The sequence below is a fragment of the Bacillus sp. LBG-1-113 genome (assembly GCF_020708615.1).
Classification (GTDB): domain Bacteria; phylum Bacillota; class Bacilli; order Bacillales; family Bacillaceae; genus Bacillus; species Bacillus mojavensis.
The window spans coordinates 313,760-338,903 of sequence record NZ_JAJFDG010000002.1 but is presented as its reverse complement, the minus strand read 5'-3'; the positions used below and the strand labels follow the sequence as shown (position 1 = coordinate 338,903).

At 37.1% G+C, this 25,144-nt stretch carries 29 protein-coding genes, 1 tRNA gene and 4 pseudogenes; 19 read left to right on the top strand and 15 right to left on the bottom strand.

Going from position 1 to position 25,144, the window contains the following annotated elements:
* The first annotated feature begins 102 nt into the window (after nt 1–102).
* On the top strand, nt 103–576 hold the full coding sequence (locus LJF29_RS07870) for a YjfA family protein (protein WP_168747468.1): 474 nt from the start codon (nt 103–105) through the stop codon (nt 574–576).
* A gap of 50 nt (nt 577–626) precedes the next feature.
* Here LJF29_RS07870 and LJF29_RS07865 read toward each other — a convergent pair whose 3' ends face one another.
* Complete coding sequence (locus tag LJF29_RS07865) at nt 627–2,027, bottom strand: polysaccharide deacetylase family protein (RefSeq protein ID WP_168747467.1); 1,401 nt, start codon at nt 2,025–2,027, stop codon at nt 627–629.
* 273 nt (nt 2,028–2,300) lie between these two features.
* On the opposite strand from LJF29_RS07865, the gene LJF29_RS07860 reads away from it, so the two are divergent.
* The 4 genes from LJF29_RS07860 to LJF29_RS07845 all read left to right on the top strand — a co-directional run bounded on the left by LJF29_RS07860 (nt 2,301) and on the right by LJF29_RS07845 (nt 4,974).
* A complete protein-coding gene (locus LJF29_RS07860; protein ID WP_010333846.1) occupies nt 2,301–2,537 on the top strand; it encodes a hypothetical protein in 237 nt (78 codons plus the stop codon).
* Nucleotides 2,538–2,662: 125 nt separating this feature from the next.
* Nucleotides 2,663–3,652 (top strand): heme o synthase, encoded by a 990-nt coding sequence (gene cyoE / locus LJF29_RS07855; RefSeq protein ID WP_229148174.1) that lies wholly within the window; start codon nt 2,663–2,665, stop codon nt 3,650–3,652.
* Nucleotides 3,653–4,146: 494 nt separating this feature from the next.
* Complete coding sequence (locus LJF29_RS07850; protein ID WP_010333844.1) at nt 4,147–4,455, top strand: YjdJ family protein; 309 nt, start codon at nt 4,147–4,149, stop codon at nt 4,453–4,455.
* Between the two features lie 324 nt (nt 4,456–4,779).
* The gene (locus LJF29_RS07845) at nt 4,780–4,974 is read left to right on the top strand and encodes a DUF4177 domain-containing protein (protein WP_229147881.1); all 195 of its coding nucleotides are present in this window, start codon (nt 4,780–4,782) and stop codon (nt 4,972–4,974) included.
* Nucleotides 4,975–5,194: 220 nt separating this feature from the next.
* Here the strand turns inward: LJF29_RS07845 and LJF29_RS07840 are convergent, their stop codons facing one another.
* The 3 genes from LJF29_RS07840 to LJF29_RS07830 all read right to left on the bottom strand — a co-directional run bounded on the left by LJF29_RS07840 (nt 5,195) and on the right by LJF29_RS07830 (nt 7,221).
* Complete coding sequence (locus tag LJF29_RS07840; protein ID WP_168747465.1) at nt 5,195–5,962, bottom strand: MerR family transcriptional regulator; 768 nt, start codon at nt 5,960–5,962, stop codon at nt 5,195–5,197.
* A 126-nt stretch (nt 5,963–6,088) separates the two neighbouring features.
* Nucleotides 6,089–6,232 carry a YrzO family protein gene (locus LJF29_RS07835; RefSeq protein ID WP_010333841.1) on the bottom strand — a complete coding sequence of 48 codons (144 nt, stop codon included), beginning with the start codon at nt 6,230–6,232 and terminating at the stop codon, nt 6,089–6,091.
* Between the two features lie 17 nt (nt 6,233–6,249).
* Entirely contained in the window at nt 6,250–7,221 is a 972-nt protein-coding gene (locus LJF29_RS07830) for a DMT family transporter (protein ID WP_229147880.1), read from the bottom strand.
* Nucleotides 7,222–7,349: 128 nt separating this feature from the next.
* Between LJF29_RS07830 and LJF29_RS07825 the strand changes: the two are divergent.
* Nucleotides 7,350–8,206 (top strand): annotated as a pseudogene (locus tag LJF29_RS07825) (LysR family transcriptional regulator).
* A gap of 318 nt (nt 8,207–8,524) precedes the next feature.
* Complete coding sequence (locus LJF29_RS07820; RefSeq protein WP_229147879.1) at nt 8,525–9,031, top strand: GNAT family N-acetyltransferase; 507 nt, start codon at nt 8,525–8,527, stop codon at nt 9,029–9,031.
* Between the two features lie 40 nt (nt 9,032–9,071).
* Here LJF29_RS07820 and LJF29_RS07815 read toward each other — a convergent pair whose 3' ends face one another.
* The 7 genes from LJF29_RS07815 to LJF29_RS07785 all read right to left on the bottom strand — a co-directional run bounded on the left by LJF29_RS07815 (nt 9,072) and on the right by LJF29_RS07785 (nt 14,290).
* Nucleotides 9,072–9,554, bottom strand: coding sequence for a YjdF family protein (locus LJF29_RS07815; protein ID WP_229147878.1), 483 nt, complete (start codon nt 9,552–9,554; stop codon nt 9,072–9,074).
* Nucleotides 9,555–9,975: 421 nt separating this feature from the next.
* On the bottom strand, nt 9,976–10,269 hold the full coding sequence (locus LJF29_RS07810) for a YozQ family protein (protein ID WP_229147877.1): 294 nt from the start codon (nt 10,267–10,269) through the stop codon (nt 9,976–9,978).
* A gap of 71 nt (nt 10,270–10,340) precedes the next feature.
* Nucleotides 10,341–10,463: a biofilm-forming protein gene (locus LJF29_RS07805; protein ID WP_168747461.1), complete on the bottom strand. Its 123-nt coding sequence runs from the start codon at nt 10,461–10,463 to the stop codon at nt 10,341–10,343.
* A 514-nt stretch (nt 10,464–10,977) separates the two neighbouring features.
* The gene (gene csn / locus LJF29_RS07800; RefSeq protein WP_229147876.1) at nt 10,978–11,814 is read right to left on the bottom strand and encodes a chitosanase; all 837 of its coding nucleotides are present in this window, start codon (nt 11,812–11,814) and stop codon (nt 10,978–10,980) included.
* A 357-nt stretch (nt 11,815–12,171) separates the two neighbouring features.
* Entirely contained in the window at nt 12,172–12,891 is a 720-nt protein-coding gene (locus LJF29_RS07795) for an NPP1 family protein (RefSeq protein WP_229147875.1), read from the bottom strand.
* A 277-nt stretch (nt 12,892–13,168) separates the two neighbouring features.
* Nucleotides 13,169–13,435, bottom strand: coding sequence for a hypothetical protein (locus tag LJF29_RS07790; protein ID WP_168747458.1), 267 nt, complete (start codon nt 13,433–13,435; stop codon nt 13,169–13,171).
* 411 nt (nt 13,436–13,846) lie between these two features.
* The gene (locus LJF29_RS07785) at nt 13,847–14,290 is read right to left on the bottom strand and encodes a DUF805 domain-containing protein (protein WP_229147874.1); all 444 of its coding nucleotides are present in this window, start codon (nt 14,288–14,290) and stop codon (nt 13,847–13,849) included.
* Nucleotides 14,291–14,571: 281 nt separating this feature from the next.
* On the opposite strand from LJF29_RS07785, the gene LJF29_RS07780 reads away from it, so the two are divergent.
* The 4 genes and pseudogenes from LJF29_RS07780 (at nt 14,572) to LJF29_RS07765 (ending at nt 17,212) form a co-directional block, all read left to right on the top strand.
* A complete protein-coding gene (locus LJF29_RS07780) occupies nt 14,572–14,967 on the top strand; it encodes a hypothetical protein (protein ID WP_229147873.1) in 396 nt (131 codons plus the stop codon).
* 435 nt (nt 14,968–15,402) lie between these two features.
* A complete protein-coding gene (locus LJF29_RS07775; RefSeq protein ID WP_229147872.1) occupies nt 15,403–15,861 on the top strand; it encodes a DinB family protein in 459 nt (152 codons plus the stop codon).
* A 131-nt stretch (nt 15,862–15,992) separates the two neighbouring features.
* Nucleotides 15,993–16,399, top strand: a pseudogene (locus LJF29_RS07770) (T7SS effector LXG polymorphic toxin); the annotation flags it as partial.
* A gap of 540 nt (nt 16,400–16,939) precedes the next feature.
* On the top strand, nt 16,940–17,212 hold the full coding sequence (locus tag LJF29_RS07765; protein WP_010333831.1) for a hypothetical protein: 273 nt from the start codon (nt 16,940–16,942) through the stop codon (nt 17,210–17,212).
* 363 nt (nt 17,213–17,575) lie between these two features.
* On the opposite strand, the pseudogene LJF29_RS07760 reads toward LJF29_RS07765, so the two are convergent.
* Both LJF29_RS07760 and LJF29_RS07755 read right to left on the bottom strand, forming a co-directional pair.
* Nucleotides 17,576–17,855 (bottom strand): annotated as a pseudogene (locus LJF29_RS07760) (putative quinol monooxygenase).
* A 169-nt stretch (nt 17,856–18,024) separates the two neighbouring features.
* The gene (locus tag LJF29_RS07755; protein WP_168747452.1) at nt 18,025–18,345 is read right to left on the bottom strand and encodes a hypothetical protein; all 321 of its coding nucleotides are present in this window, start codon (nt 18,343–18,345) and stop codon (nt 18,025–18,027) included.
* A 1,027-nt stretch (nt 18,346–19,372) separates the two neighbouring features.
* Between LJF29_RS07755 and LJF29_RS21295 the strand changes: the two genes are divergently transcribed.
* From LJF29_RS21295 to LJF29_RS07735, 4 genes are all read left to right on the top strand, one after another.
* Nucleotides 19,373–19,555 (top strand): YolD-like family protein, encoded by a 183-nt coding sequence (locus tag LJF29_RS21295; protein ID WP_229147871.1) that lies wholly within the window; start codon nt 19,373–19,375, stop codon nt 19,553–19,555.
* Nucleotides 19,556–19,559: 4 nt separating this feature from the next.
* On the top strand, nt 19,560–19,769 hold the full coding sequence (locus tag LJF29_RS07745; protein WP_229147870.1) for a hypothetical protein: 210 nt from the start codon (nt 19,560–19,562) through the stop codon (nt 19,767–19,769).
* A gap of 1,005 nt (nt 19,770–20,774) precedes the next feature.
* Nucleotides 20,775–20,975: a hypothetical protein gene (locus tag LJF29_RS07740; RefSeq protein ID WP_015715692.1), complete on the top strand. Its 201-nt coding sequence runs from the start codon at nt 20,775–20,777 to the stop codon at nt 20,973–20,975.
* A gap of 126 nt (nt 20,976–21,101) precedes the next feature.
* Nucleotides 21,102–21,617 carry a hypothetical protein gene (locus tag LJF29_RS07735; protein ID WP_168747450.1) on the top strand — a complete coding sequence of 172 codons (516 nt, stop codon included), beginning with the start codon at nt 21,102–21,104 and terminating at the stop codon, nt 21,615–21,617.
* 37 nt (nt 21,618–21,654) lie between these two features.
* Here LJF29_RS07735 and LJF29_RS07730 read toward each other — a convergent pair.
* Nucleotides 21,655–21,744 (bottom strand): annotated as a pseudogene (locus tag LJF29_RS07730) (peptidoglycan-binding domain-containing protein); the annotation flags it as partial.
* A gap of 145 nt (nt 21,745–21,889) precedes the next feature.
* Here LJF29_RS07730 and LJF29_RS07725 point away from each other — a divergent pair.
* The 4 genes from LJF29_RS07725 to LJF29_RS07710 all read left to right on the top strand — a co-directional run bounded on the left by LJF29_RS07725 (nt 21,890) and on the right by LJF29_RS07710 (nt 24,782).
* Nucleotides 21,890–23,680, top strand: coding sequence for a T7SS effector LXG polymorphic toxin (locus tag LJF29_RS07725; protein ID WP_229147869.1), 1,791 nt, complete (start codon nt 21,890–21,892; stop codon nt 23,678–23,680).
* Nucleotides 23,681–23,691: 11 nt separating this feature from the next.
* Nucleotides 23,692–24,084, top strand: coding sequence for a hypothetical protein (locus tag LJF29_RS07720; RefSeq protein ID WP_229147868.1), 393 nt, complete (start codon nt 23,692–23,694; stop codon nt 24,082–24,084).
* A gap of 105 nt (nt 24,085–24,189) precedes the next feature.
* A complete protein-coding gene (locus tag LJF29_RS07715) occupies nt 24,190–24,429 on the top strand; it encodes a hypothetical protein (RefSeq protein WP_229148173.1) in 240 nt (79 codons plus the stop codon).
* A 53-nt stretch (nt 24,430–24,482) separates the two neighbouring features.
* Nucleotides 24,483–24,782, top strand: a complete 300-nt coding sequence (locus LJF29_RS07710) for a contact-dependent growth inhibition system immunity protein (protein ID WP_229147867.1) — start codon at nt 24,483–24,485, stop codon at nt 24,780–24,782.
* A gap of 157 nt (nt 24,783–24,939) precedes the next feature.
* On the opposite strand, the gene LJF29_RS07705 is transcribed toward LJF29_RS07710, so the two are convergent.
* Nucleotides 24,940–25,012 (bottom strand) — tRNA-Val (locus tag LJF29_RS07705).
* Between the last annotated feature and the right edge of the window lie 132 nt (nt 25,013–25,144).

The following is a 25,144-nucleotide window of genomic DNA, read 5'->3' as shown; positions in this document are numbered from 1 at the left end:
CACCATCTCCCGGCCGCCTTTGTTTTTCACAAAAAAGCATGCATGTTTTGCTCTTTCCTCCGTATGATTAATTGTTTGTCATTTTAAGGAGGTCAGGAAAAAATGAAAAGAATGGTTAAAAAGGTGTCTTTGGCGTTGTTCGCATTCGTATTTATTTTTGCCGTCAAGGGAGCACCCGCTCATGCGGAAACGCATGCCTACGATGGAAAAAGCCCTTATTACAATGATTGTGCGTCCAGTGCCACCACAAAAAAATCTTCTAACCTAGTGAACGCAAACAATCAAGTCATCGGAGTCGTCGAGCTCAAGTTCAGCAGTACGTGCAAAACGGCATGGGCAAAAATCACGATGAACAACACCTTGACAACAGGCTATGAAGCAAATGCGGAAATTACCCGGAACACAGATAAAAAGAGATATAACTGTGACTCTGCAGGCGGCAATGGCAAAGCAGTGGCAGGCCAAAAATCTTGTTATACGCCTATGGTTTATGACTTAGACCCGAGAACCTCCTACGCTTTCGGTAAATATTCAGGCCCCAACCTGAATGTATGGGCAACCACAGGCTCTTATTAAAAAGAAAAAAGGCTGTCCAACGGGCATTTCCCGCGACAGCCTTTCCACATTTATTTCGCTTCCCTTTGTTTTTTTACCTCTTCAAGCTGAGTGACCGTCACCAATTGGTAGCCTTGATCGGTCAGTCTTTTAATAATCTCATCGGCCGCATCAGCAGAGGTGCCGTAAATATCGTGTACTAAAATCGTCTTACCGTCAGCCGCGTGGCTCATGACTCGGTTGACAATTGTGTTTTTATTTCGGTCTTTCCAATCTTCCGGATCAATGTCCCATAACGCGACATCCATTTTCAGCTTGCTTCGCAGTTCATCATTAATGCCCCCATATGGAGGCCGCACAAGCGCCGGACGATACCCGCTTATTTTTTCAATTATGTCCTGCGTGTCATTGATCTGCTTTAATGCCTCTTTCACTGAAAGCCTTGTGAGAAGCGGATGGCTCCATGAGTGGTTCCCCACTTCATTCCCTTCTTTCAGCATTCTTTTTAACGTTTCCGGATAATATTGAACCCTGCTGCCCAGCACAAAAAACGTTGCATGCCCCTCATATTTCTTCAAGGAGTCCAGAATCTGATTTGTTGTCGCAGGATTCGGGCCGTCGTCGAAAGTAAGCGCAATGACTTTTTTATTCGGATCAATTGTTTCTTCTTTGGGTAATGAAATGACTTCGTGCTTCGGTTTTTGTTCTTTGATTTTATTTTTGTTTTTCGCTTTATCAATATATTGTTCTTTCAATATATCTTTTAAAAGATGTTTCTTAATCGCAATCGACTGCTCTCCCAGATAGCCCGCAGCGACTTGATATGTATCAAAATAAAACTCGATATAATCTTCCTTGACGGCAAAACGGCTGAAATTGTCTTTTGCCGGTGCAGTTCCCTCTTTTAACAGTTCGTCGTCCGCTGCAATGTCCTTATTCTTTTTAAGCTCATGATAAGCGATCAGCGAAAGCTTTTGTAAATAATCCGATTCCTTTTTAAAAATATCATCAATAGAAAGAAAGGCTTCCTTACTAAAATCAAAGTTAAACGTTCTTTTCACGGTTTGTCCATGAGCGCCGCCTATGTATTTATATTCAGTAAAGACCACTGCCGCTGTCTGCTTGGCGTAATGAACGATTTCGTAATCAATGTTGAGTTCATTGCGCTTTTTTGTATGCTCCTGGTCAGCATCTTTCGTTTCCTTTTGAAATTGCCGAACCTCTTTCTCTGCGAAACGCTTTAATGCCGCATCCATTTTTTTATTTTTAAAAACAGGATAGTTGACCGCGTAATTAAATGTTTTCCCGTCATTCACAAGCGTTGCGATCTCTACATCTCCATACTGAGAATCGGTTTTCACTTGATTCATGACCGTTTCTTTTTTTGATGTATTATGGCAAAAGCCTATGACCCCTGCCACACAAACTACTGCTAGCAATAATTGAAACCATTTGATTCTTTTCCCCAACAAAACAAATTCCTTCTTTCGTAATCACTTCGATTTATATTCCATCAATAGATTCAGATAATGTTCTTTATGCTCTTTCGTCCCAATGAGAAATGCTTTTGTAACATTAAAGTAACATTTATTTCACATTTGTAATATTAGGAGATTTAGAAGTTCTTGTCAATCCCTTTCTAAGGATTTACTCATTAAAAAAACAATCTGGTCAATGGACATACACCTATTTCTCATATCAGGAATAAGGTAAACAGAATAAAAAATGCTAGGGAGGTAACCCTCTTGGAATTTCCTGTGAATTACGACCAGTATGAGCAAGTTTCCCCTTTTGATGAAAGACAGCCATATTACTACCCGCGTCCGCGCCCTAGACCGCCCTTTTATCCGCCTTATTATTACCCAAGACCGTTTTATCCGTTTTATCCACGTCCGCCTTACTACTACCCGCGCCCTCCTTACTACCCTTGGTACGGATACGGCGGCGGATACGGCGGCGGATATGGCGGATACAACAGATAGCAGGCGTTATGTACCGAAAAGGGGGGCAGTCCAGCCCCCCTTTTTTTGTATAAATATTGACAATACCATGACAAATACAGGAAATAATTGTGATCTGGCTGACCTCTTGGTACGATAACAAAAGCATGCAGTTTTGGGGGAGGCGTCTATTTTTGGAGAATTCAAGAGTTTCTGCTCCGATTTCTGAAACAAAATACATAAAAGCCTCGAACCGGGTATCCGTTTACGATTTTATAAAGCTTGCAAAACCCGGCATTATCATATCAAACTCAATAGCAGCCTTCGGCGGATTTTGGATCGCATTTGTGAGCTCAGAAAAACCATTAACGGGACTCGCTTTTTTCATGACAATGGTGACGGCAATGCTTGGAACCGCGTTTGTCATGGCTTCCGGCACTGTCTACAACAACTATTTTGATCGGCATATGGACGCAAAAATGGAGCGCACCCGCAGCAGGGCCTCTGTCACAGGAAAAATGCCGCCGGCTTTAATCTTAACGTATGGCTCTGTTTTAGGAATAGCAGGTCTTGCCATGCTGTATTCCCTCAATCCTTTACCTGCAATTCTCGGACTGGCCGCCTTTATTTTTTATGCCATCATCTATACAGTATGGGTGAAACGGGCCTCGTTATGGAGCACATTTGTCGGAAGCTTTCCGGGAGCTGCTCCGCCGCTAATGGGTTATTGTGCCATCACAGGGGAAATCAGTGTAACCGCCGTCATGTTATATGCCATTATGTTTCTGTGGCAGCCCCCGCATTTTTGGGCCATTGGGATAAGACGCAAAGAGGAATATCGAGCGGCTGGTGTCCCGCTCTTGCCTGTTGTAAAAGGAAATCATGTAACGAAAGTAAAAATGATTCAATATATTGCAGTCCTGATGCCGGTTACGCTATTATTTCCTTTTTCTCTCGGCACCGGCCATATAAGCCCATTTTATTTTTTAACTGCCTTGGTTCTCGGAGGTATATGGATCAAAAAAGGCGTCCATGGATTCAAAACAGACGATGACGTAAAGTGGGCAAAGGGTATGTTTGTCTACTCGCTCATTTATTTTTGCTTGCTGTTTTTTGTCATGATGATCGATTCATTAGTAATGTTTTTAATCAGATGATGTTGCAAAAAGAGCCACACATTAATGTGACTCTTTTTTGTTTGGAAAAACAGTATCTAATAGAAATGTCATGATAATAAACACAGCCGTGCAAATCAAAAATCTTATGATTTCAGTCAAAATCCAGCTATGGGCAATACTCATATCATCGGTTTCCTGGAGGGCTGCACATATTAAAAAAATAGTAAGTATGTATTTTAGAGATTCTTTTTTTCATGGACACCATCACTTTCTGGATATGATCACCAATATCCAAAATAACACATAGCTGAGAGCCACAAAAGACGAAAGAGTAAAAAAGCACCCGCCCAGGCAGAACTAAAATCCCAATAAAATACATAATATCTATCCATTTTAAAATATGAAACTAAACCAGACTAAGATCTTTTCCATTAATAGTCCCAATCCGGAAATAAAGAAAAAATTGTCGAACTGCCTACATTATGGTAATATATGATTTGCTTTTCTCATGTTCATTGATTTGGAGGCATACGATGAAAGGGATTGTTTTAGTTGTTCAGCTTGGATTTTCATTTATGGCTTTTCTGTTTTTAGCCGCTGTCAATTGGTATCAAGGAAGCGAGCTTGTTTCAGATCAATTCGATTGGAATTACACAGCCAAATTTACAAAGCTCCTTAACGGCATTGACACCATCACGAGCCCCAAACAAATTTCACAGCTGGACTTTTTCATATACTCTGCGAAACACTATCCACTCATGAGTATACTGATGATCTGTTCGTTTTTATATGTGTTATTATCACTTGTTTTGCTGATCCGCGATTGCCACACGGCTCGGTAAAGAATATGTCATTTCCACATGCCCCATTGAAATATCATAAAAGGAGCACCGTTATGATCCTCTCCCCCTTTTTCTAAATCGCCGGTTCATCTAGATGATAGGACAAGGCGTACCTCGCTCTACGTTCTTGCTTCCGACCATTGGCTTTTTTTGAAAATCAGCATCTAACGATTAGGTACTGGTCAATCAGAACTGTGTGAATATGATCAGAACTCAAATGTTCTTGAACCGTTAGTTATTTTCGGTATGTTCATCTTTTGTATTCCCATCTTTCGGAAACTTTTCTCTCGCTCTTTCGTATAACCTTAGAGGAGGTATCACATGATGAAAGAGTATGAATTCGTTAGAGTCGAACTTAGTACCATGAGAAGAAGACCCAAAGAAGACTACAAACAAATTATTCGTGACTATGCTCAAAGAGGATGGAAGTTTATTCAGATTTTCGCCCCTAGTATAGACGGGTATGGAGCAGCTGCTTATTTTGAAATGATATTTGAAAGAGATGTCGAGGATGCTTAGTCTTTTGGCTAAGTATTCTTACATACATTTATAAAAAAGCTTACAATTAGTAAGCTTTTTACATTTTTCAGGTCCCACGCTACCTTACATTCAAAACTTTTTGAAGAAAGTAAACAAGAGGATTCCCCATCATTACCAAGGAATACTCTTGTTTATTTCAATCGTGCTTCAAACTTCGCAATCGTTTTCGCCTGATAACGTCCATGCATCAGTTGCACGCTTAATCATTTACTTTCCCCGTATATACATAGATCACCTGTCTTAGAAATTCAGCTAATCCCACACCATGTTGATCGTAATATCGTTTAAAGCGCTCATCTGATACATACATCTCCCCTAGACCTGCATGCGCTTCTTTGCTGTAGTCGCTCCAATGATAAAGAAGCCATTTTTTGTGCAATTCCGCCGCTTTCAATGCATCTTCACTTTTTGGATCTCCTTCTTTAAATGCTTTTTTAAGTTTTTCAAACATTTCTTTCTCTGTAGCGGTCAGCTCTTCATATTCCTCCTTTGTCATATTCAACACTTTTTGGTTAGCTTCTTCTACCACTTCTTTGCCGTACTTTTGGCGTATTTCCGCTCCGTATTTCCTCTCGTTTTCTTCCACAAGCTCTTTTTTAAATCCGGTAAATTTCTCTTCATCTCTCATTTTTTCATTTCTCTCCTCTGCATGAATTGTTTTCTCTACATTTTGGATAAGGCTATCAATCCGGGCTCTTTCTTCTAAAAGCTCTGCATGATGATCCTTTAATGCTTTCTGACGATCAAAAGATGGGGAAAAGATTAATTTTTTTATCTCCTCTAATTGGAAGCCTAACTCTCGATAAAATAAAATGTGCTGTAATTGGTTGACTTCTTTTTCCCCATAAATTCGGTATCCAGATGAATTAATCCGTGCTGGCTGTAAAAGGTTAATCTCATCATAATACCTAAGCGTTCTTGTGCTGACTCCCGCTAATTTGGCTAACTTCTGAACGGTATATTCCATTTCTTCTCCCTCCTTATACAGTAACCGTACACTTTAACGTAACGTGAATGTCAAAGCTTTTTTTAAAAAAAGATCTCCTTGAATGTTTCAAGGAGATGATGTATCTACAACTTGTCATATACCGGATTATCTGGTGTCTTTATTAAGAAGTTCTTTTAAAAGTTGATTGAACTCCTCCTGTTGTTTTATATTTTTGCGGCCATTTCGATTAATTGCTGCTAGTTCGCAGACAATTCCAGCCGAAATAAAAAACAATAAACCTTCAAACATATAGCATCCTCCAACGTTTAAGAAATAGTCAACTGTGTTTGTTTATTTTCTAAAGATTGCTTATCATTTTTATCTTCCCTACGCTGAAAAATGTTATTTAGAATAAGTGCTGTCATGACAAGCATTGTTCCTACTACATCAAAAATGGTGATTTTAGATCCTTGTATCATCATGATCAACAATGTAGTAATGGGAACAAAGTTAATAAATAAAATCCCGTTAATGGGTGATAAAATTTTAACACCATAGTTCCAGCTAAGGAGAGCTACGATACCTGGTAAAGTAATCATAAATAATAAGTCATACTTAATTTCAGCAATCACTTTTATACTTGGTATGGACACGTATCCTTGAGCGGTGAGCGCAGCTGTTAGAATACCCGTTACAGCTGTACCAAATAAACATGTCAATGTTGAATAGCGCAGTGTAGACCATTCTTGAAACATCTGTCCTCCCATTGTATAAATGACCCATCCCACAACACCCATTAAAATAAAGGTTAGCGAAAACAGATTATCTCTCAATGTATAAAAGAAACTCATATCACCTTTGGTAATAACAAGTGCGGCACCAAAAAAAGCAATCATAATAGATAGAATCTTATATTTTTTCAGCTTCACATGTTTATACCCCCAAAGGATAAAAATAGAAATGATTGGCATCAGTGCCTCTGCAATAGACGCAGTCATGATTCCAGACTTCCCCATCAATCTTTGGCCCCAAAAAATAAAAACATTGTATACAGTAAACGCCATCACACCAAAAAAAATGAGCAATTTTGCTTTACCCTCTAAACGAAATGATTTCTTCCCCTCCCTCACCAATAATAAAATCACTAAGATAACTGCTGCCACACCGTATCGAATAGATGAAAAATAAAATGGATCAACAAATGCTAATGCATGATCCGCAACTGGAAACATTGCGCCCCACGACATACTTGCTACTAAACATGTGAGGACACCAATGAATAATTGGCCGTTTTTCATTGTCATTCCCCTCCTTTTCTTGTATTGACAATGAGAATTATAAAAAGAGGAATGACATCATGTAAAATGAATAAAAATGATGAAAAACATCATTTATAATGATATTTTAAATGAAGGAGGGATACCAAATGGAGTTGCGAGACTTACAAATTTTGCCCATCACAAAAGTATTACCAGCGCTGCAAAGGAATTAAGCTATGTACAATCCAATGTAACAGCACGTATTAAGCAATTAGAAAACAAACTCAAAACACCTCTTTTCAATCGGCATAAAAAAGGGGTAACATTAAATCCCGAGGGCCGAAAAATGCTTGAATACGTGAACAAAATCTTGATAGATGTTGAAGAGCTAAAACAAGTCTTTCTTGATGGTGATATACCGTCGGGAATATTAAAAATCGGGACAGTGGAAACAGTGAGGATACTGCCGACCATCTTAGCCTCCTATTATAAAAAGTATCCTAACGTTGATTTATCATTGCAGGCTGGCTTAACAGAGGAACTGATTGAGAAGGTAACTAACCACGAATTAGACGGGGCTTTTATATCAGGGCCAATTAAGCACTCCATACTCGAACAATATGATGTCAATACTGAAAAACTTACTCTAGTAACAGCAAATAAAACGTTTCAAATAGAGGATTTTATGACGACGCCGATCCTTGTGTCTAATCAAGGATGCGGATATCGTTCTAGGCTAGAACATTGGCTCAAAGATGAAGGTTTGCTTCCAAAAAGAATTTTGGAATTTAACATTCTAGAGACCATTTTAAACAGTGTTGCACTTGGTCTTGGAATCACAATCGTACCCGAATCTGCCATTACACATCTTTCAGCCGCAGGTAAGGTTTATTGTCACCCGCTGCCTGAGAAATATAGCATGATCTCAACCATCTTTATTCGTCACAAAGACGCTTACATGACAAATTCGATGCGCAGCCTGCTGAAGACGATTGGTGAGCATCAAAGTATGTGTATGTCTTAGGAAAGTCTGCTACTGCTTTGTTCTCACCGTCAAACTTATGCATATTCCTGTGAATGATAAATAATAAAGAGCAAGCACCAACTCTGCTCCCCCTTTACTCCGTGTCATCCATTTTTTCTATTTAGTATTTAGATGCAGACGATTTTTCTTACCATTTTGAAGGCATACTGATTTCTTAATCGTTTTCCTGTACCTAGTTAATGAATTTTTCTGGTGTGGCACATATGACGGATACGTTAAAGAGAGAGAAAATTATGTAATGAAGTACTTAAAAAGGATTTACAAGTATGGATATCAAGCAGAAGAGAGGCTAAAGAGATGGTTCTTCTTGAAACGGATCGGTTACTATTAAAAACGATTGATGTTAACCTTCTAGACGCTGCATCTAAGCGGGATCATCAGGCTATTATAGACTTGGGTTATAAAACAAATGGGGAATGGCCAAACTCCGATTTTTTTGAAGCAATTCCTTATTTCCGCGAGATTTTAATGAAAAACAAAGGAACAAAAGGATTCGATTCATGGATCATTTTAAAGAAGGATGATTATGAAATTGTTGGAGGAATTGGATTTTTAGGCGACCCTGATACGGATGGCATGGTTGAAATCGGTTTTGCAACAAATAAAAGTCACTGCCGTAAAGGTTATTGTTTTGAGGCTGCTCAAAAGTTAATAAACTGGGCATTAAGCCAAGAGAATGTTAACTGTATTACGGCTAGATGTGAACATGGCAATATTGGTTCACAACATATTTTGGAGAAGTTAGGGTTTAAACTGGGCGCTAAAGAAAAAGACTTTATCCATTGGAGATACGCTAAAGTGTAAAAATATATAAGAAAGCAGGCTCTATGCCTGCTTTTTTAAGCTATTTTCCTCTATGCTTTTTTTTAGCTTTTTGCTTTCTGAGGAGATACTTTTGTTCTTTTATTTTCTCTCTTTGTTCTTTGGTTATTTGTTTTTTCTTTTGCTTGTTCGCTTCAAACTCTTGTTTCATGGCTTCCTGTGCCTTTAAGGATGCTCCGGCACGTTTTAATTCCTTCGAAACCTGACGTTGCAATCTTTTCGGATTTATCTTTTTCTGATCTTGGGCTTTTACACGAACCCCTTCCTGCTCAGCCTGAGACAGAGTCTTTAAGAGCTGCCTATTAACAAAATCGAATACTTCAGAATCCTTCGGCTCATTGCCAAACAAATGCCGAGAGGCCTTTAGTTTTCCGTTTTTCACAACCTCGATAACGCCTACCCAAAACTGACCATCGTAGTAAATCGTTAATTTCATAACGATTCCCCCCTCTTTTAAATGATGAAAGAATGACGGACATCCCGAGGAGGGGAAGGTTACTGACATGTAAAATGCATCCGGACTACCAACCGAATCGTGTTTTTTCATTCTTCTGCATAAATTTTATCAATTTTTCCAACTAGAGAAAAGAGATTGAGAGCATCTTTACGTTTTGTTTCATGCATCAGCATGAACCTTTTTCTCTATTCAAAATTAAGAAATCCAAAGAAGCCTGAAAAAGATTAAATATAATTGCTTGTTATAGCCTCTCTTGTAATGAGATGGGTTCTTTTCTTTCAAAAGATCATCAGGCTTCGGTTTCCTTTTCGTTTCGCAAATGCCGGCAGCTGTCAGGCCCGTTCACATAAACCGTGAATGCCATTATTTTCACACCTCTTTTGAAAAAGGCCTTAGAAGTAGCCGGCGATCAGATGAAAAATAAAAACGGAACTAACTCAAGTTCATTCGAGTCAGCTCCGCTTGATGATTAGTCCAAGTTTTGGTCGATGGTTCCCTCAAAATAGTCATCACTGACTTGTTCATGCGTTTCTGCCAAACCCTGTTCCAATTGCGTGCTTCCTTTGTAATCTGACGGTTCAAAATATCTTCCTGCCACATTCATATTTTCGTTTACATCTTCTTTGTTATTGGTTTGTTCGTTCTTGTCTAATGTCTCCGACTTAGGATTGCCATGTAGGGTTTGATTAAAATCAAAGTCCTTGTCAATTTCAGAAAATCTTTTATAATCATCAGGTCTGTCTGCTCCATTTTTTTGAGTCACATCATCCACTCCCATTCCTTATCAATCAATACGACAGGCCAAAAACAATTGGCCTAAATCTTGTGCAAAACTTATTTTGTCCTCTTTGAATCTGTACCATGTTTTTTAGGATCATCTGCTTTGAATGCTGTTTCAGTCTCATGATCATTTCTCATTTGTTCAATACTTGAATTTTGAATCCCTTTTTTTGTCATGCTTTCACCTCTTTTCTGAAAACATTGGAATATCAGCTTCACCCTTATTCTGTCTTTTGAGCAGGCATTCATTCACCCCTTTTGACCAATAACAAAAAAACTCTTAAGAGTGACCATTCGTCATTAGTACTAGTTCTGTATCTGCCAAAGCATAATTTATCTTTCAGTCAACACAATAAGTTTAAAGAATGTAATATGACAGAAACTGTTCCGTTTACTGTAAGAAAAACACTCTTTATTTAGAGGATCAGCCAGCATGAAAACAAGTCTAGAATTATGTATTAAGACTAATTGCTGATGTGACTGCCGTTGGATCAGATACATTCATGCCTAGTGAATCTGTTTTTTTTCATTGAATCGGAAAAGCAGATTATTGAAAAAAGCCCTTCTCTGAGAAGGGCTAAGTAATGGTAATGACATTTACACAATCGGTTCACACGTTAACCCCCGCCATATTAATGAGGGCGGCGGGTGTATACGCAAAGGGTGCATCCGGTTTCTATACACTCGCTGCTTATTTGATTACGAAATTACCGTATTCTGTTGAATGGATATTGATCGGTCCATTCAGATTGTAGTTGTTCGACTTAGCAATAGAGCGAAGCACATCCACACGGGCAACCGATTCTCTCCACTCATCACGGGTGTCCGGATCTGCTGGATTCATCAGGTCGTCATAGCGCACGTCCAGAAATTTATTTAACCATTTCTTCTCTTCTATTCCGTCTTTAGGTGAGCCGCCCGCCTTTTTATTCGTGCGTTTGATCAAGGCATAAAAAGAGTCAGGGTCATCACCATCGCCATGCTGAATAACTGTATCGTACATCACAGCTTTTGCCAGTGCCGTTTTCAATCCGGCATTCTCTGATCGTTTCATGGCAGGCTGATAATACAAGCGGTCATTTACCTTGTCTTGGGCAGCACGGAAATCTTTATCATTTCCAAGCGAGCGCCAGGCAGAAGCAAATCCCTTGAGGTTGCTTATGTCATCGCTTTCTTCTTCGGCCAGACGGCGCAATTCAGGCAGGTACTTTTTCAGTTTGTTATTCGGCACTGCCTTTGTGTATACTTCAACTACTTCCAATGCATCCCCGGTAGCCGTTGTAAAGCCTGCCCGTCCGCATGTATAGCCCCTTCCATCACCCAATGGTTCCACATATCCGTATTGGATTTCCGTCGTGCCGTTTTCAAAGATACTGGTCAGCTGTTCCGCCCGGCGCTTTTGATCCTTGTTCAGTCCGGCCGCAAAAACCGTATCACTCAGCATCAGGGTAAAAAACATGGTGAAAATAAGTGATGAAATCGCTGCCTTCTTCCAGAAACCTGCTTTTTTCTCCAAACTGATTTTCATTTTATTACCCCTTTCTTCATTGTAATTACGGACTCAGTATACAGGAAGGGGCTGCCCTTTTGTTGAAAACACATCGATTTGTCAATATTTTGAACCTTAATTACTACTCTTAATGGTAAATAGATTGCGGCTTGAACCTTATCCTCTCTTTTAAAAGACAGACATCATTTTCACCACAGAGAGATTCTTGAGAGAAAAGGCTTTCCGACAAGGACTTCTCTTATTATCATTCGTTCCATTTTTTAAAGTAATCATTCCCAATCAGCTATTGTTTAGAAACTGCAACTAATAGAAATTCGTGTAAGTCAAAAAAAAGAATCCTTCTTTGTAAGGACTCTTCTCAACACCAAGATGTTTTTATTTAAACCATGCTTTCTTTAAATTGATGGTAAAGTTATTATCATTAAAAGGAACATTTGCTTTACCGAAATCAGTTGTATTTAATGCATTCCTTGCGGCAGGAGTTAAATCATCCCATCCGATTAACGGTTGAGTTCCGCCAACTACATCATCGCTCATACGTAATTCATGGTTCAGCGGCCAAGTGCTGTCATATGCAATCAAAGGATGATGATCTCTCATGTTGCTTCCACTCGGTGCTGCATTTGTGAATTTTCCGTGTCCGGAATATGCAATGGATAAAACTTTTGGATTTTGATTTGCTGGATTATCAATCCATACAACGATTCCTTCCCAGTCATGTCTGTGACCTAATTTTGGCGAGGCTTCATCTTTTGGAAAATACCAGGAATACATAATTGCCCAAACCCCATTGTACCATGCAGAACGCGAATATACTTGTCCAGTATTTTTGCTGCAATGTCCTTCAGGCGCTCCAGTAGGCTCTAAACCTCCACTTGTATTGCCTTGTGCATCGACTGCAGGAAAAGGAACGCAGCCGCTATAAACCTTCAAATATGGCTGAAAACGTTTCGCCGCTTTTTGAGTAACAGTGGCAGGCGCTGCCTCTTTAAAGCCGACAACCTTGTCATGATCGATTACTGCTGCATTTGCTGTTGATACAATGCTGACAGAAGTGAAAACGGATAAAAAGAGAGCCAAGAAAAACTTGTTCATGATTCCAACTCCTTTTGACAATGTAGACAATTATTAGTTATCAAAAATTCGAGTTGAAATCAATGATTCTAAAGTATTATTTGAATTTTTCTTATGTTTTAAATTCGGTAAATAATATTCATTTCAAAAACGTGTCACAAACACACAATAAGCCCCATCCACTAAGGACAGAGCTTTTTGTCATTTTAGAGCCTTTCACAAAGCATGGAAAAGAGTTATAAAACTTCTCTGCACGAAGAGTCGGTTCTTCTGCAAACAATGATGATGTGCTGTTTTCTTACTCATCTTTTTTATCTTTATCGGCATCTTCATTATCCTCAACCGGATCTTCGGGATCGGTCTCATTATCTTTTTCATCATCTTTATTGATCGTATCGTCCTCATCAACACCCGGCGCATTGTTACCGTTATTATCCTGATCGTTCTCCTCAACATCTGGAGTATTGTTATCTTGATCATTATTATTTTGATCGTTATTACAGCCCATTAATATAAAAGTGGATAGAAATAACGCAGTTATTATTTGCAGCCATTTTTTACTCATTTTCACCCTCCTCTCTTCTTTTTATTCCATATAAGTTTGTCCATTAAGTTCACTTTGATTCGTTCCATTCTTACATGTCTTCTTGATCAGCATATTAATTCAATCCTTTGCGAAAATTATAACAAAGGTGCTTAGGAAGTGGTTCTAAGTTAGTGGATAACAACTCTTTTTAATTGGTTTAAGAAGAAAAAATAACAACAACTATTCAAAATGCAGTTAACCTTTTTAAACAACATAATGTAAGATCATACATGCCGATATTTTACAGCACAACATTCTCTAAGGTTGATTTATTCCTCCCTCTTTGGTGAAGTTGTTCTCTATCTTGAATAATTAGTTTCCTTATGAGTTCTTCAGGCTATAAAAAACACCCCAATCGCTAAACTCACTGTCTAACAATTGGGGCGCAATTTACGATTCATTTATAGCAGCCTTAGGATTTTCTCCATATTGATTAACTTTTGTTTCACTATCTTGGCAGTTAAAGACAAGCATGATAATAGGACCGACCACCGGAATAAAGCCTGTACATATCCACCAGCCACTTTTGCCGATATCATGCAATCTGCGGATACTGAGAGCAAGCGACGGAAGAAAAACAGCTAACTGATAAAGAAAGATCAGAATATATGCCAGTAATCCCCCGCCATATCCAATTACGTATCCTACTTGAGCACTGGCATATCCTTCTGCCGCCAATGGGCCTGATGTAAATAATCCAACTAGTATTAATGATAATAGTAATAAAATAACACAAATGATGCCATTAAAAAGATGAAACATCCAGTATTCCTTTCGCCGAGCTCTGCCTTCAAAATTGACATAGTTCTTTAAGCCATTCCAATACCACTTCATATCATTTCCTCCGTTACCAATACTATAGTTTACTGCAAAACATATCCATTATATCATAAAAACAATGAAAAATAGGAGGTCTATAAAACTAGTCAATGGCAAAAAGATCTCATTATCAAATAGCTTGCTATACAAAAAATGAAGGCAGGCGTAAAAAAAAATAGACAAGTTCATGATCCTCACTCCTTTAGTTCCATATTTAGTCAACGTGAAACAAAACAGGAATTAACGAAATATGCCAACATACACTTTGTATGAATGTAAACGAAGGAGTGGTTACTTTGTATCATTACTATTATGTTCCTGCGTTAATTCCTCACTTACCACCTGCTCATCACACGCAAAGAAATCAAGACTTTTCAGAAAGACAGCGAAGAAGAGAAATCACATTGAATGTAGATGGCTTTATACCGCCATCTTCCACCGAGGATCTTGGTGACGGCTTTTATTCTTACGCATGGACTAACCAACAGGTCATAGATCCTGGTGAATACCTTGTTTGTTATCTTGAAGGAAGAGAGATAAAGGTCATTAATGGCGGGTTTACTTCACGTGATTATGCTCCATTGTATGCAATAGGCAGCTATCCAAGGAGAAGAAACCAGTGGGTGATTACGATTCATAATCCTCTTCAAACCCAAAGAGCCATATCACTTTATCTCATTGCGAAAAGATAAAACAAAACATTGCACACATTAAGCATCCAGATGATATTGAAATCGGGATGCTCTTTTTTTTTCTGTTTTTACATGTACCAACACGTTGATGTTTGATTTTGTAAAGTTGGATCATTCTTGAGCTGTTTGCCTATCCTTATTTTTTTCTTGAATTGTACGTTTCAGTGCTCAATGTAATTTGAGTACCAGCATAATAAGAGCATGAGCAATGTTTTTTCCCCTTCTATTCCTCCCAGTATTGAACGTATATCTTACTTTTTGATTTCATTTCCCTCCCATCCTCTGTACATGCCGCTATATAAGCAGACAAAACAAAAATCGGCGGGAACGCATTTTAATAGAAGATGAGGATGATATATTAGCGGCAGAAAAGGAGTTTAGGCATAAAACGCTAATTTTTATCAGAGGAACAAATATTATATTGGAGTGTTTACAATGATTAAATTTTTTGAGTATAACTGGCAGGTAAGAGATGAATGGTTTGAATGGTGCAATCACTTAACTACTGAGGAATTATTAAAAAACCGCATTGGAGGAGTTGAAAGTATTTTATATACCCTCTTTCATATCATTGACGTGGAGTATAGTTGGATTCGTGCCATTCAAGGCAAGAAAGACATTGCAGTGAATTTTAGTGACTACAATACCATTCAAAAACTTAAATCCCTTTCAGTTACTCTGCGTACTGAAATTAAGGAGTTTGTTGACACAGACTTAGACAATTTAGAAGATGAACTTGTTTCAATTCCATGGATGAAAGAAATGTTCAAAAGGAATGAGATATTACATCATATAGTTGCTCACGAAATTCATCACATTGGACAACTATCTGTTTGGGCAAGAGAATTAAACTTAAAGCCAGTATCTGCTAACTTTATTGGGAGAGGGATATAATTTAAATATATGTGTGGGAACTGCGATTTAAATGGTAGAAATAATAAGATGCCTTTAAACAATTGAAACACTTCATCTTTATCAATTGAACTTTTTCGTGCCACAGGACTCAAAAAGGTAAGGATATAATCATGAAAGTCTTTGAAGCTAAAACATTGCTATCTGAAGCTGAGAGCTGATCAAGAGAAGAAGAAGCCAGATGGTCAATCTCAAGAAGCCTTCAATGCCGGAGCAGATTTAGATGACAGTGAGTTTTCCGGCAAAGGTGCCAATAACATCAACCCATTTTATAAAGATTATGCGAGTGTTGCTGACAATTCGATTGATTTAATTGCTATAAAAATTGCTATTTTGATAAACATTTCATGTTCTTTAGAGGACGCCAGCTTATCTGTGCATACATCGAAGAATCCTCTTTAGAACACAAGATGCTAACGCTTAAACATTATCAAAATCCATTATGTCTGAACAGAAGAAAACCATAAAAGATATCTTAAGTGCTATAAACGATATCCTTCCGCTTGACCTATTAAGCAGCTGGAAAAGCAATCCCCCTGACTACTCTCTCTAGATTAGGAGCATTTTGTGAATTGAAACAGATCTGGTTCAATCTAAAGCATGTTCATATTTCTAAAAATCCGTTCATTTGTCTTCCCTCTTCTCTATATAATTTCAATATCTCTTAAGTAAGCAGCAGCGTGAATGTAATGATTCCCCCGATCAAAGTAGGTTCGCTCTCATGCCCGGCCTGTAATCGTGTTGGACATATATCCTAAAGCCGCATCCTATTAGTTGAAACAGTAGTATCCTGAGAATAAAAATCAACAGTGGTTAAGGAAAGCCTTACTACTATACAATCCCTACCGCAAAGTGAGCTAACATTAAAAAGAAGTACGGCCTAAAAGATGTTCGTCTTCATAACTTTCGGCATACAATAGTTTGTCTAATCACTGTGATCGAATTCTTTCACCTAACTTATTTTAAACAGCCCTATTAATAAATTATCAGTGAATTTGACCATACCATATAATATAAACTTCATATATTAATTTTGATCAAAACAATAGGAGGGTTTACATTGGGTTATTATAAAAAATATAAAGAAGAGTATTACACTTGGAAAAAAACTTATTACAAGAAGTATTACGACCACGATAAAAAGCATTATGATTGCGACAAGAAGTATTATGACTGCGATAAGAAGCATTATGATTGCGACAAAAAGTATTATGATTTTGATCATGACAAGAAGTATTATGATGATGATCACGATTATCATTACGATAAAAAGTATTATGATGACGATGATCATTATTATGATTATGTCAAATCGTATAAAAAACATCACTAAATCTCTTAACACCTATAAAAGTTTTATATAATTAATACACTTTATGGCAAGTGATGTAAAAATAGAAAAGCTCCCTATTCTGTGGGAGCTTTTCTTAGAAATTTGAGATTTTATGTACATATCCAGGTTGAAATTAACCACCGCTGAACTTTTCAATAATTTTGACCCTAAAACGAGATAGGAATAATGAATTTCTAAGCCGAAAAATCAAGTTTGTCCTTTTATTTAAAGGCATATTGAATTATACATCTGATGATTTCTGAATGAAAATGATGATTGTTGGCAGAGTTGGACATAAATCCGTCAATAATTTACAAGTGGCTGTGTTCTTAGTCATTGAATGGCTCTTCCATAAGGAGCTTTTTAATCATTCACATTACTTTTCATTAACCATTCAACTTCCGTTAATTCTTGTTTTTGAACGTCTTTTGTGTGTTTTTGCGTGAAATGGGCTTTAACAGCTTCTTCGTTTTCCCAAATCTCCCAAAGCATTATTTTACGTTCTGATGGTTCAAGCGGATAAGCATGAAATTTGATACACCCTTCTTCTTTGTTTGTTTCTTCCTCAAGTTTTTTAAATTCCTTCATTATTTCATTAAGGTCCTTATCACTGATGATTTTTAAGCATAGTTATGTAATGCATCGAATTTCCCCCTCTTCACATTATGTCAGGGCTTTTCATATAGCATTTTCTCGAAAAATGAAAACAACTACGAAAAGATCTAGTGGTTGTCCTATGGATTTCCTAGTACTTGAAAACTGTGAAGTATATCAAATAACAAGAAATAATAGAGTATTAATTTCTGTTTTTGTTACGGTCCAGTTCCACAGCTTACTTTGTATTCACCTTCTGATGCTTTTTTTGAATAGCATAAGTGTGGAGTTTGTCCAGTTTCATCTTTCCAAGCTAACCAATTTACATAATAAAGATTCCCAGATTCATTGTCACCTTCTCTCTTTTGGAGAATTGCAAAGTAGCTTTGGTATGGATATCCCCTTTTATAAATTTCAAATCTGATTGCTCCTTTTTCAGAAGATGCTGTAAAGACAACAGGAGATAGAACCGGTAGTGTTATCAATATAACTATAAGTGCTGCTAAAAGGGAAAGTATAATTTTAGTTTTCTTGTTCATTTTTTCTCCTAGATCTTTTTATACATTTAAAATTATGTTAAATTATTACAAGTATTTTATACTATAATTCCTGTAGTGTATTACTTAATCAGATCTAATAGAAGATTTAGAATTCTCTTCGATACATTTTCCATAGTGGGAAAGGTAAGCCCTATTATTACACAACCCCCACTGCAAAATGATCCAAATTCACTAAAAAGTATGGGCTAAATAAAATACGACTTCATGAGTTATATCATTCAAGAACGATTCAATCACGCCAGTTATCGAGCTACATTTGATAGGTGTGGTCAAGCAACAAAAAAATCAGCTGATGAAATTGCTTATATTTTAAATAATTATGACCCTAAAAACAGATATTATCAATGGATTTCAAATCTAAAAAAGACGCCTCGCGAATTTGATAATCAGACTTTATTAAACGATTGTGAAAACCCCTTGCTGCGCAAGGGGTTAAGCTATGATTCCGACTAGGCTCGAATCAGCGACCTCTCCCCTGTTAAAGTAGCGATTATGTTCTGACACGAACTGATGTTTTATTTTAAAACCTTATTTTATAAGGTTTGCTGACAAGTGTTTCTGATAAAAAATCTTCTATTTTGACTAAAAATGAACAAGTTGGTCCCCATTCGTCTCCATCTGTCCCCAAATAGCATTATAAATTAAAGTTAATTTCCCACTAGATCTGCCATCAAAACGCCCATCACAATCAATAATAATAGTAAAAGTAAACAAAGTGCTAGGATAACAAAAGAAATATACTTAGCAGTTCCTTTAGGTGATTTGATTGCTAGAATACTCCCCACGACAATTCCTAGAATTCCAAGCACCCAATGAATATGAGGTAGAAAACACAATGTGAATAAAAGGATGATAAGCGACACTATCCCAAAATACTTTCTCATTTCTCTCTTTTCTATTTTCCCTTCATTAAATTGATAAATTGAAAAGAAAATTGAACTTATAAATTCTATAAATTCTTATATATTCTTAAGGTTTAAAAATATAGAGTGCCATATTTTATGAAATGTTAGGCACAGATTTGTCGTTCGATCTTTATCACGACGGATACATACGCGAGGTTATCGGCGCAGTTCATTACGTGGACCACCCACGGAAGGAATTACGTGTGAACGACTTAAAAGGTGATACATGGTTTATTGAATTTGATTCCCTTTTATCCGTTAGGACATATGAAGTTGGGAGATGATTCAATGACTGATTTTGAACGGAAAGTATATCAGATCATAGTGAACATGCACTTGTATGGAAAGAATACAACTCTGGACGATTTGAAAAGTAAAACAGGAAAGAGTAAAAGAGATATTCGTGTAGCTGTGAAAAGCCTTCTAATGAAAGGTGAATTGAAGTGGGATAAGCTAAAGAAAAAGTGGTTACACAACAAACTTTGCAATGATTGTTAGCGATCCAATTGTCCCGATAGCTCCTTGTTTTAATGGAATTATCTTCTTTCCTTTTTCTGAATCCTTTTTATCGATTGCTTCTTTAATTGTTGTGCCATAAACTCTGTAGTATCTCGTTTATTCTCATCCTGAATTTCTTGATTTCGGATAAGAGTTCTTCATATGCTTTATCAATCTCTTGTTTTTCTGTAATAGTTGCTTTATTGAATTGATTATGATCTCCCATTACATTAACGTTGTCTCCGTTAACACTAACATCGCCGGGCCGATACTTCTATGATCATTCATATGATTTCCCCCAAAATACATCGTAATGTTTGGCAATAGCCCTTTGTCTAAAGCCTTATCAAAATTTGGTGACATTTGCTTAAGAATATTCACTATTTCTTGATCAAACAATCCATCATCTATGATAGACACAGGACTAGGACTTTGTCCTCTATTTCTGTTTCTTTTCCTGGTTTTAGTGCCACTGCTTTTTTTTTATCGATGTTTTGTATTCCGGATAAAATCCAAAAACCGGAAAAATACAATCTGCTTTTATTTCATGCTCTTCATGACAAAGTTCATTACAATAAACAGTCTTTCCATTAACTAAATCAGGGAAATCATCAAGCGTCGCTAACGTATAATAGCATTCAGGGCACCTTATTTACCATTTTAAGTTCAACTTGTGATCCTTCGATAAATCTAATAGTCTCTCGAAAACCACCGAAAGGGGTATATCTGTGTCCTTAGATACAATAGTGGGGTAAAAGCTCTTTATCATTGACTTGGCTTTATCTTCAATCCAATAATCTACTTCCCATTTATCCGACACAACAGATCCCTATCTATAAACAATTGTATATAGGTTTAATAAAAAAATCCTTCTCCGTTAAAATAATAACTGGATAAGGGAAACATCATTCTTATACCATTAGACATATTACGGATTGCTTAATTTTTATATAACTGTTGGAAACGGTTTTTCCGTCTGCGATAATTAAATAAGAGGTGAAATCAATGAATGGTATAGAATTTTTAGAGTCCGTGTCGCAACTGGGACAAATAATTTTATTGTTCTCCGGCTACGCCCTTTATTGGAGATTAGGTAAAACTAAAAAAGAACGAAAACTAACAAAATATGAAACTTTTCTTAGGTTCTTTGTAATGTTCGGCATATTTGCATGGGCACTTTCGTTTCTTGCTTTGCATTTATGGTAACAATCTTCTGTTAATATTTTACTAATTGTGTCTATTTTATTAATTCTAAATCGAACTCCCTTTTTATTGAAAAAATGTATGTTACTATTAAATTACTTAATTATTTCAAAAAGGGGGAGCTCACACATGTTAAAAAGATTGTTTTTTCTGGCGTCGATTTTCTTTCTTGCTATTGCCACAATAGCACCAGTAGCTTCAGCAACACAAATGAATCCGGAGGACGGCTTAGATGGCTTAACTGAAGAACAAATTGAAAAATCTGTAGCTGAAGTTGAGTATATTTTTACTAAAATTTTAGTTTTTGACAAAAAGACGGGGTATACAGTCAAAGAGGATGAGCTTGAAAAGTCTGCTTATACTACAGGTCAAAAAGATGGCATGATCGCTTTCGCTAATTATATGAATAAGGAATATAATTATACAAATGTAAAAATAAGTAGTGTTCAAGGATGTTTAGAAGATGCACTTAACTTAAGTAAAGGTGCTTTGAATCAAGTTCAAAAAGCCATTGAAAAGGGAGATTGGTTGACTGTTGTAGGATTTCTAGGAACTATAGGTTTAGCAGTTTCCCCACCAGCAGTGTTTGCATTCTTCCTACTCTGTGGTGCTCCAGTGGCAAAGATTGCTCCACAAGAAAATTGATAAATGAATTTTAAACCCCTTCTACAACAGAAGGGGTTTATTTTGCTTCAAGTTTTGCTTTTGTAGCTGGACCATAAATGCCGTAAGCTTTTAATCCATTTATCAGCAGGAACCGTCTGACTGCGTCATCCATTTCCAAACAAATAATCTAGATAGGCAAATTGACACAGATCAAATGATTCATTTCGCACTTTTGAATCACATCGCTGTCTTGTTCTTCATTCTCCCATGGTAAAATCTACTTGGAGCTTTTTAAATGAAAGGATATGAACATGAAAGTATTTGAAGCCAAGACGTTGCTTTCTGAAGCAGATAAACGTGCAAAAGAATACAAAGAATTAAGAAGTCAGATGGTCAATCTAAAGAAAGCCTTCAAAGCTGTAGCTGATTTAGATGACAGTGAGTTTTCCGGCAAAGGCGCCGACAACATTAAAGCATTTTATCAAGACCACGCAGGTGTAGCTGACAATTGGATTGACTTACTTGATATGAAAATTGCTTTTCTGACAAGCATTTCAGGCGCTTTAGAGGACGCCAGCTTATCTGATGCATATATAGAAGAATCCTTCTTAGAACATGAGCTGGCTAACGCCTATACAAAATCAAAATCCATTATGTCTGAACAGAAGAAAGCCATGAAAGATATCTTACATGATATCGACGATATTCTTCCGCTTGATTTGTTCTCGACAGAAAACTTCAAAGACGAACTCGCTGATGCGGAGGACAAACGTAAAAAAACAGTCGATAAATTAGGAAATGTGGACGAAGCACTTGTTACTGAATATGCCCAGTCAGAGCCAAACGAGCAATTCATCAAGAAGGACTTCCAAAAGCTTGAGGAATCCACAGGCAAAGGCAAGAATGCTACACCCATCCATTACAATGCCAAGGCGTACCGTGAAAGTGACATACATAAGAAAAATGGTGATATCGAGAAACAAACAGAAGCTTATTTGACGATTAAGAAGAAAGAAGAAAAAGAACGAGAAATCAAAGATTTAAAGAAGAAGCTAGCTGACGGAGTGACGGATCCGGATGAATACTTAGAAATTGCCAAGAAGGTCGGCTATGAGAATCTTACCCCTGAACAGCTTGAATTTGTTTCATTTCTTGAACAGCGTAAAGCTTTCATGGATAACGGAAAAGAAGTGTTGCAAATCATAGGTGATGGAGCCAAAGGTGCGATTGTTGGTGTATACGATCTTGCCAAGGATACCGGTGAAGGAGCCATTCAGTTTGGATGGAATATCGGTTGGACAATTGACAACTTAAACAAGGATCCTCAAAAAGTGTTGGATACAGTTCTGGAATACGACTATCAAGCCGCCTTTCAAAGTATGGTTGACACATTGAAGGATGATTGGGATAAAAAAATGATTCACGGGGATGCATATACACGGATGCACTATGTTACTTATTTGTGTGGAAGTCTTCTGTTGTTAAAAGGTGGAAAGTCCTCTGTCTCAACAGGCTCGAAAGATCTTGCTAAAGTTGGGAAAGCAGCTACTGGCACAATAAAGAAAGGCGGAAAGTCTGTAAAACAGTTTGTCAAATCTCCTGTCAATCAGTATACTCCTGCATTAGAAGGGATTCTACAAGACGCCGGGAATACTATTAACGTTAAAAATACGCCACTCCTAAAAAGAATAGCCGATTCCACTAAAGATAGTGTACTCTTTAAATCAGTCAATGGTAAGTCATCAAAAAACAAGACAGTTAAAAAAGGCCTTTCCAAAAAAACAAGAGAAGTTGCGCTTCCAAAGGTAGACACATATGAACAAGCTAGAAATGAGGCGCTAAATCTAATTGGTGATTTAGGAATAGATTCAAAACCTTTTATAGGTACTTTATCTAAAAGCGCAGGATTTGGTAAAGTTACTGGCCGAATGTCTGGAGATAATAAAGTCCTTTGGAGATTAGATTATGACCCCGAAAAGGGACCTCATATAAATGTTGAGGATTATAGAAATGGAAAAGGAGATAAGGCAAAAAAATATTATATACCTTTTAACGGAAACGAAAATACTTATAAATCCCTTTTAAAACATTTAAATAAATAGGAAGTGTTAATATGACTTTATACGAAGAATGTCTAGAAGCTCTTGGAAATAACAAAGAAGTCCTCACTATTTCTGACACACGCAAATATCATGAACAACTTGGCGAAAGTTTCCCCTTCACATCATGGGGAAGAATTAAATGGGATGAAGTAACTACTCACAGATCTATTGATTACGCTGAAGATATCGATGAATGGTTAATTGAGAATAAAATAGATGATAAAACTGTTATTCTCCTTTGGGCTTACGGTGATTATCCAGCTGTAAAAACCAGCTTAGACAATGCCTTAAACGTAATCGATGATGTAACTGCTGTAGGTTCAGATACTTTCATGTTCAGCGAATCTGGTTATGTTATTGAATTTTTCCATGATGGAGATGTAACAATAGGAAAGGCAATTTGAAAATAATAGCCCTTCTTAGTTAAGAGGACCAATATGAACTTAGAGAAAAAAATAGAAGCTATATTAATTAAAAGAAAAGAACTGAATCTTAATAATGACTAAGGAATTCAAAAGAGTTGGGATGAACAAATTGAAATACTCTCAGAAAATGAGGAAAATACAGTTAGCTATTTAGCAAATTGTAATAAAGAAGATTTATATTGGATCAGTGAGGTATTTGAAGATTTAGCTGAAAGTTTGCAAAGTAAAGAACTTATTATAAATTGTTTAAGAAAATTAGATGAAAAATACCCTGACTTAGAAATGACAAACGATATTGATATAGCAGAAAGTTATATAGAATAAGATACGCACCATTTCTCAGATTTGAAGTTAACATTTCTTGGTGGTGATAAGTAATGATTGAAATTGAAGTTTCTGATCCTATGTTTAGATTCCTTGGTGGGTTTTTCCATCAGGATATTGATACTCCAGAATCAGCACTGGACGGATACTTAGGAGAGATTCCAAAAGAAGAGCAAGAAACTGATATAGTAGCATTAAAAGATTTTATTAACAGTGATTATTCGGATGAAGAAAAGAATGATTTTATCGATGAAGCTGCTGACGGAGTGGACATTCTTAGTTACGGAGTATCTCCATTAGTATGGCTCGAACAAGTTATTCAAAAAATAGAAAAGAATATTGAAACCTTATAATCCATTAAACCTAGCATAGAAACAGGGCTGATTTTGAATTCACTTCTTAATCAGTCCAAAAAAATTTTCGTCCTCAATTCGTCCCATGTAGACACAAAGCTAACAAATATAACTAAATACAAAAATAAAAACCCTTGCTGCGCAAGGGTTTAAGCTATGATTCCGACTGGGCTCGAACCAGCGACCTCTACCCTGTCAAGGTAGCGCTCTCCCAGCTGAGCTACGGAATCATGATATGTATGTGTTGCTGGGTATGTTGTTGTCTTTCTGACAAGTTCTATTATATTACCTTCCCTTCTATTCGTCAACTGCTTTTTCAGAAAAACTTTTTTATCCGGACTTGCTGTTCTTTCCTCAGGCCT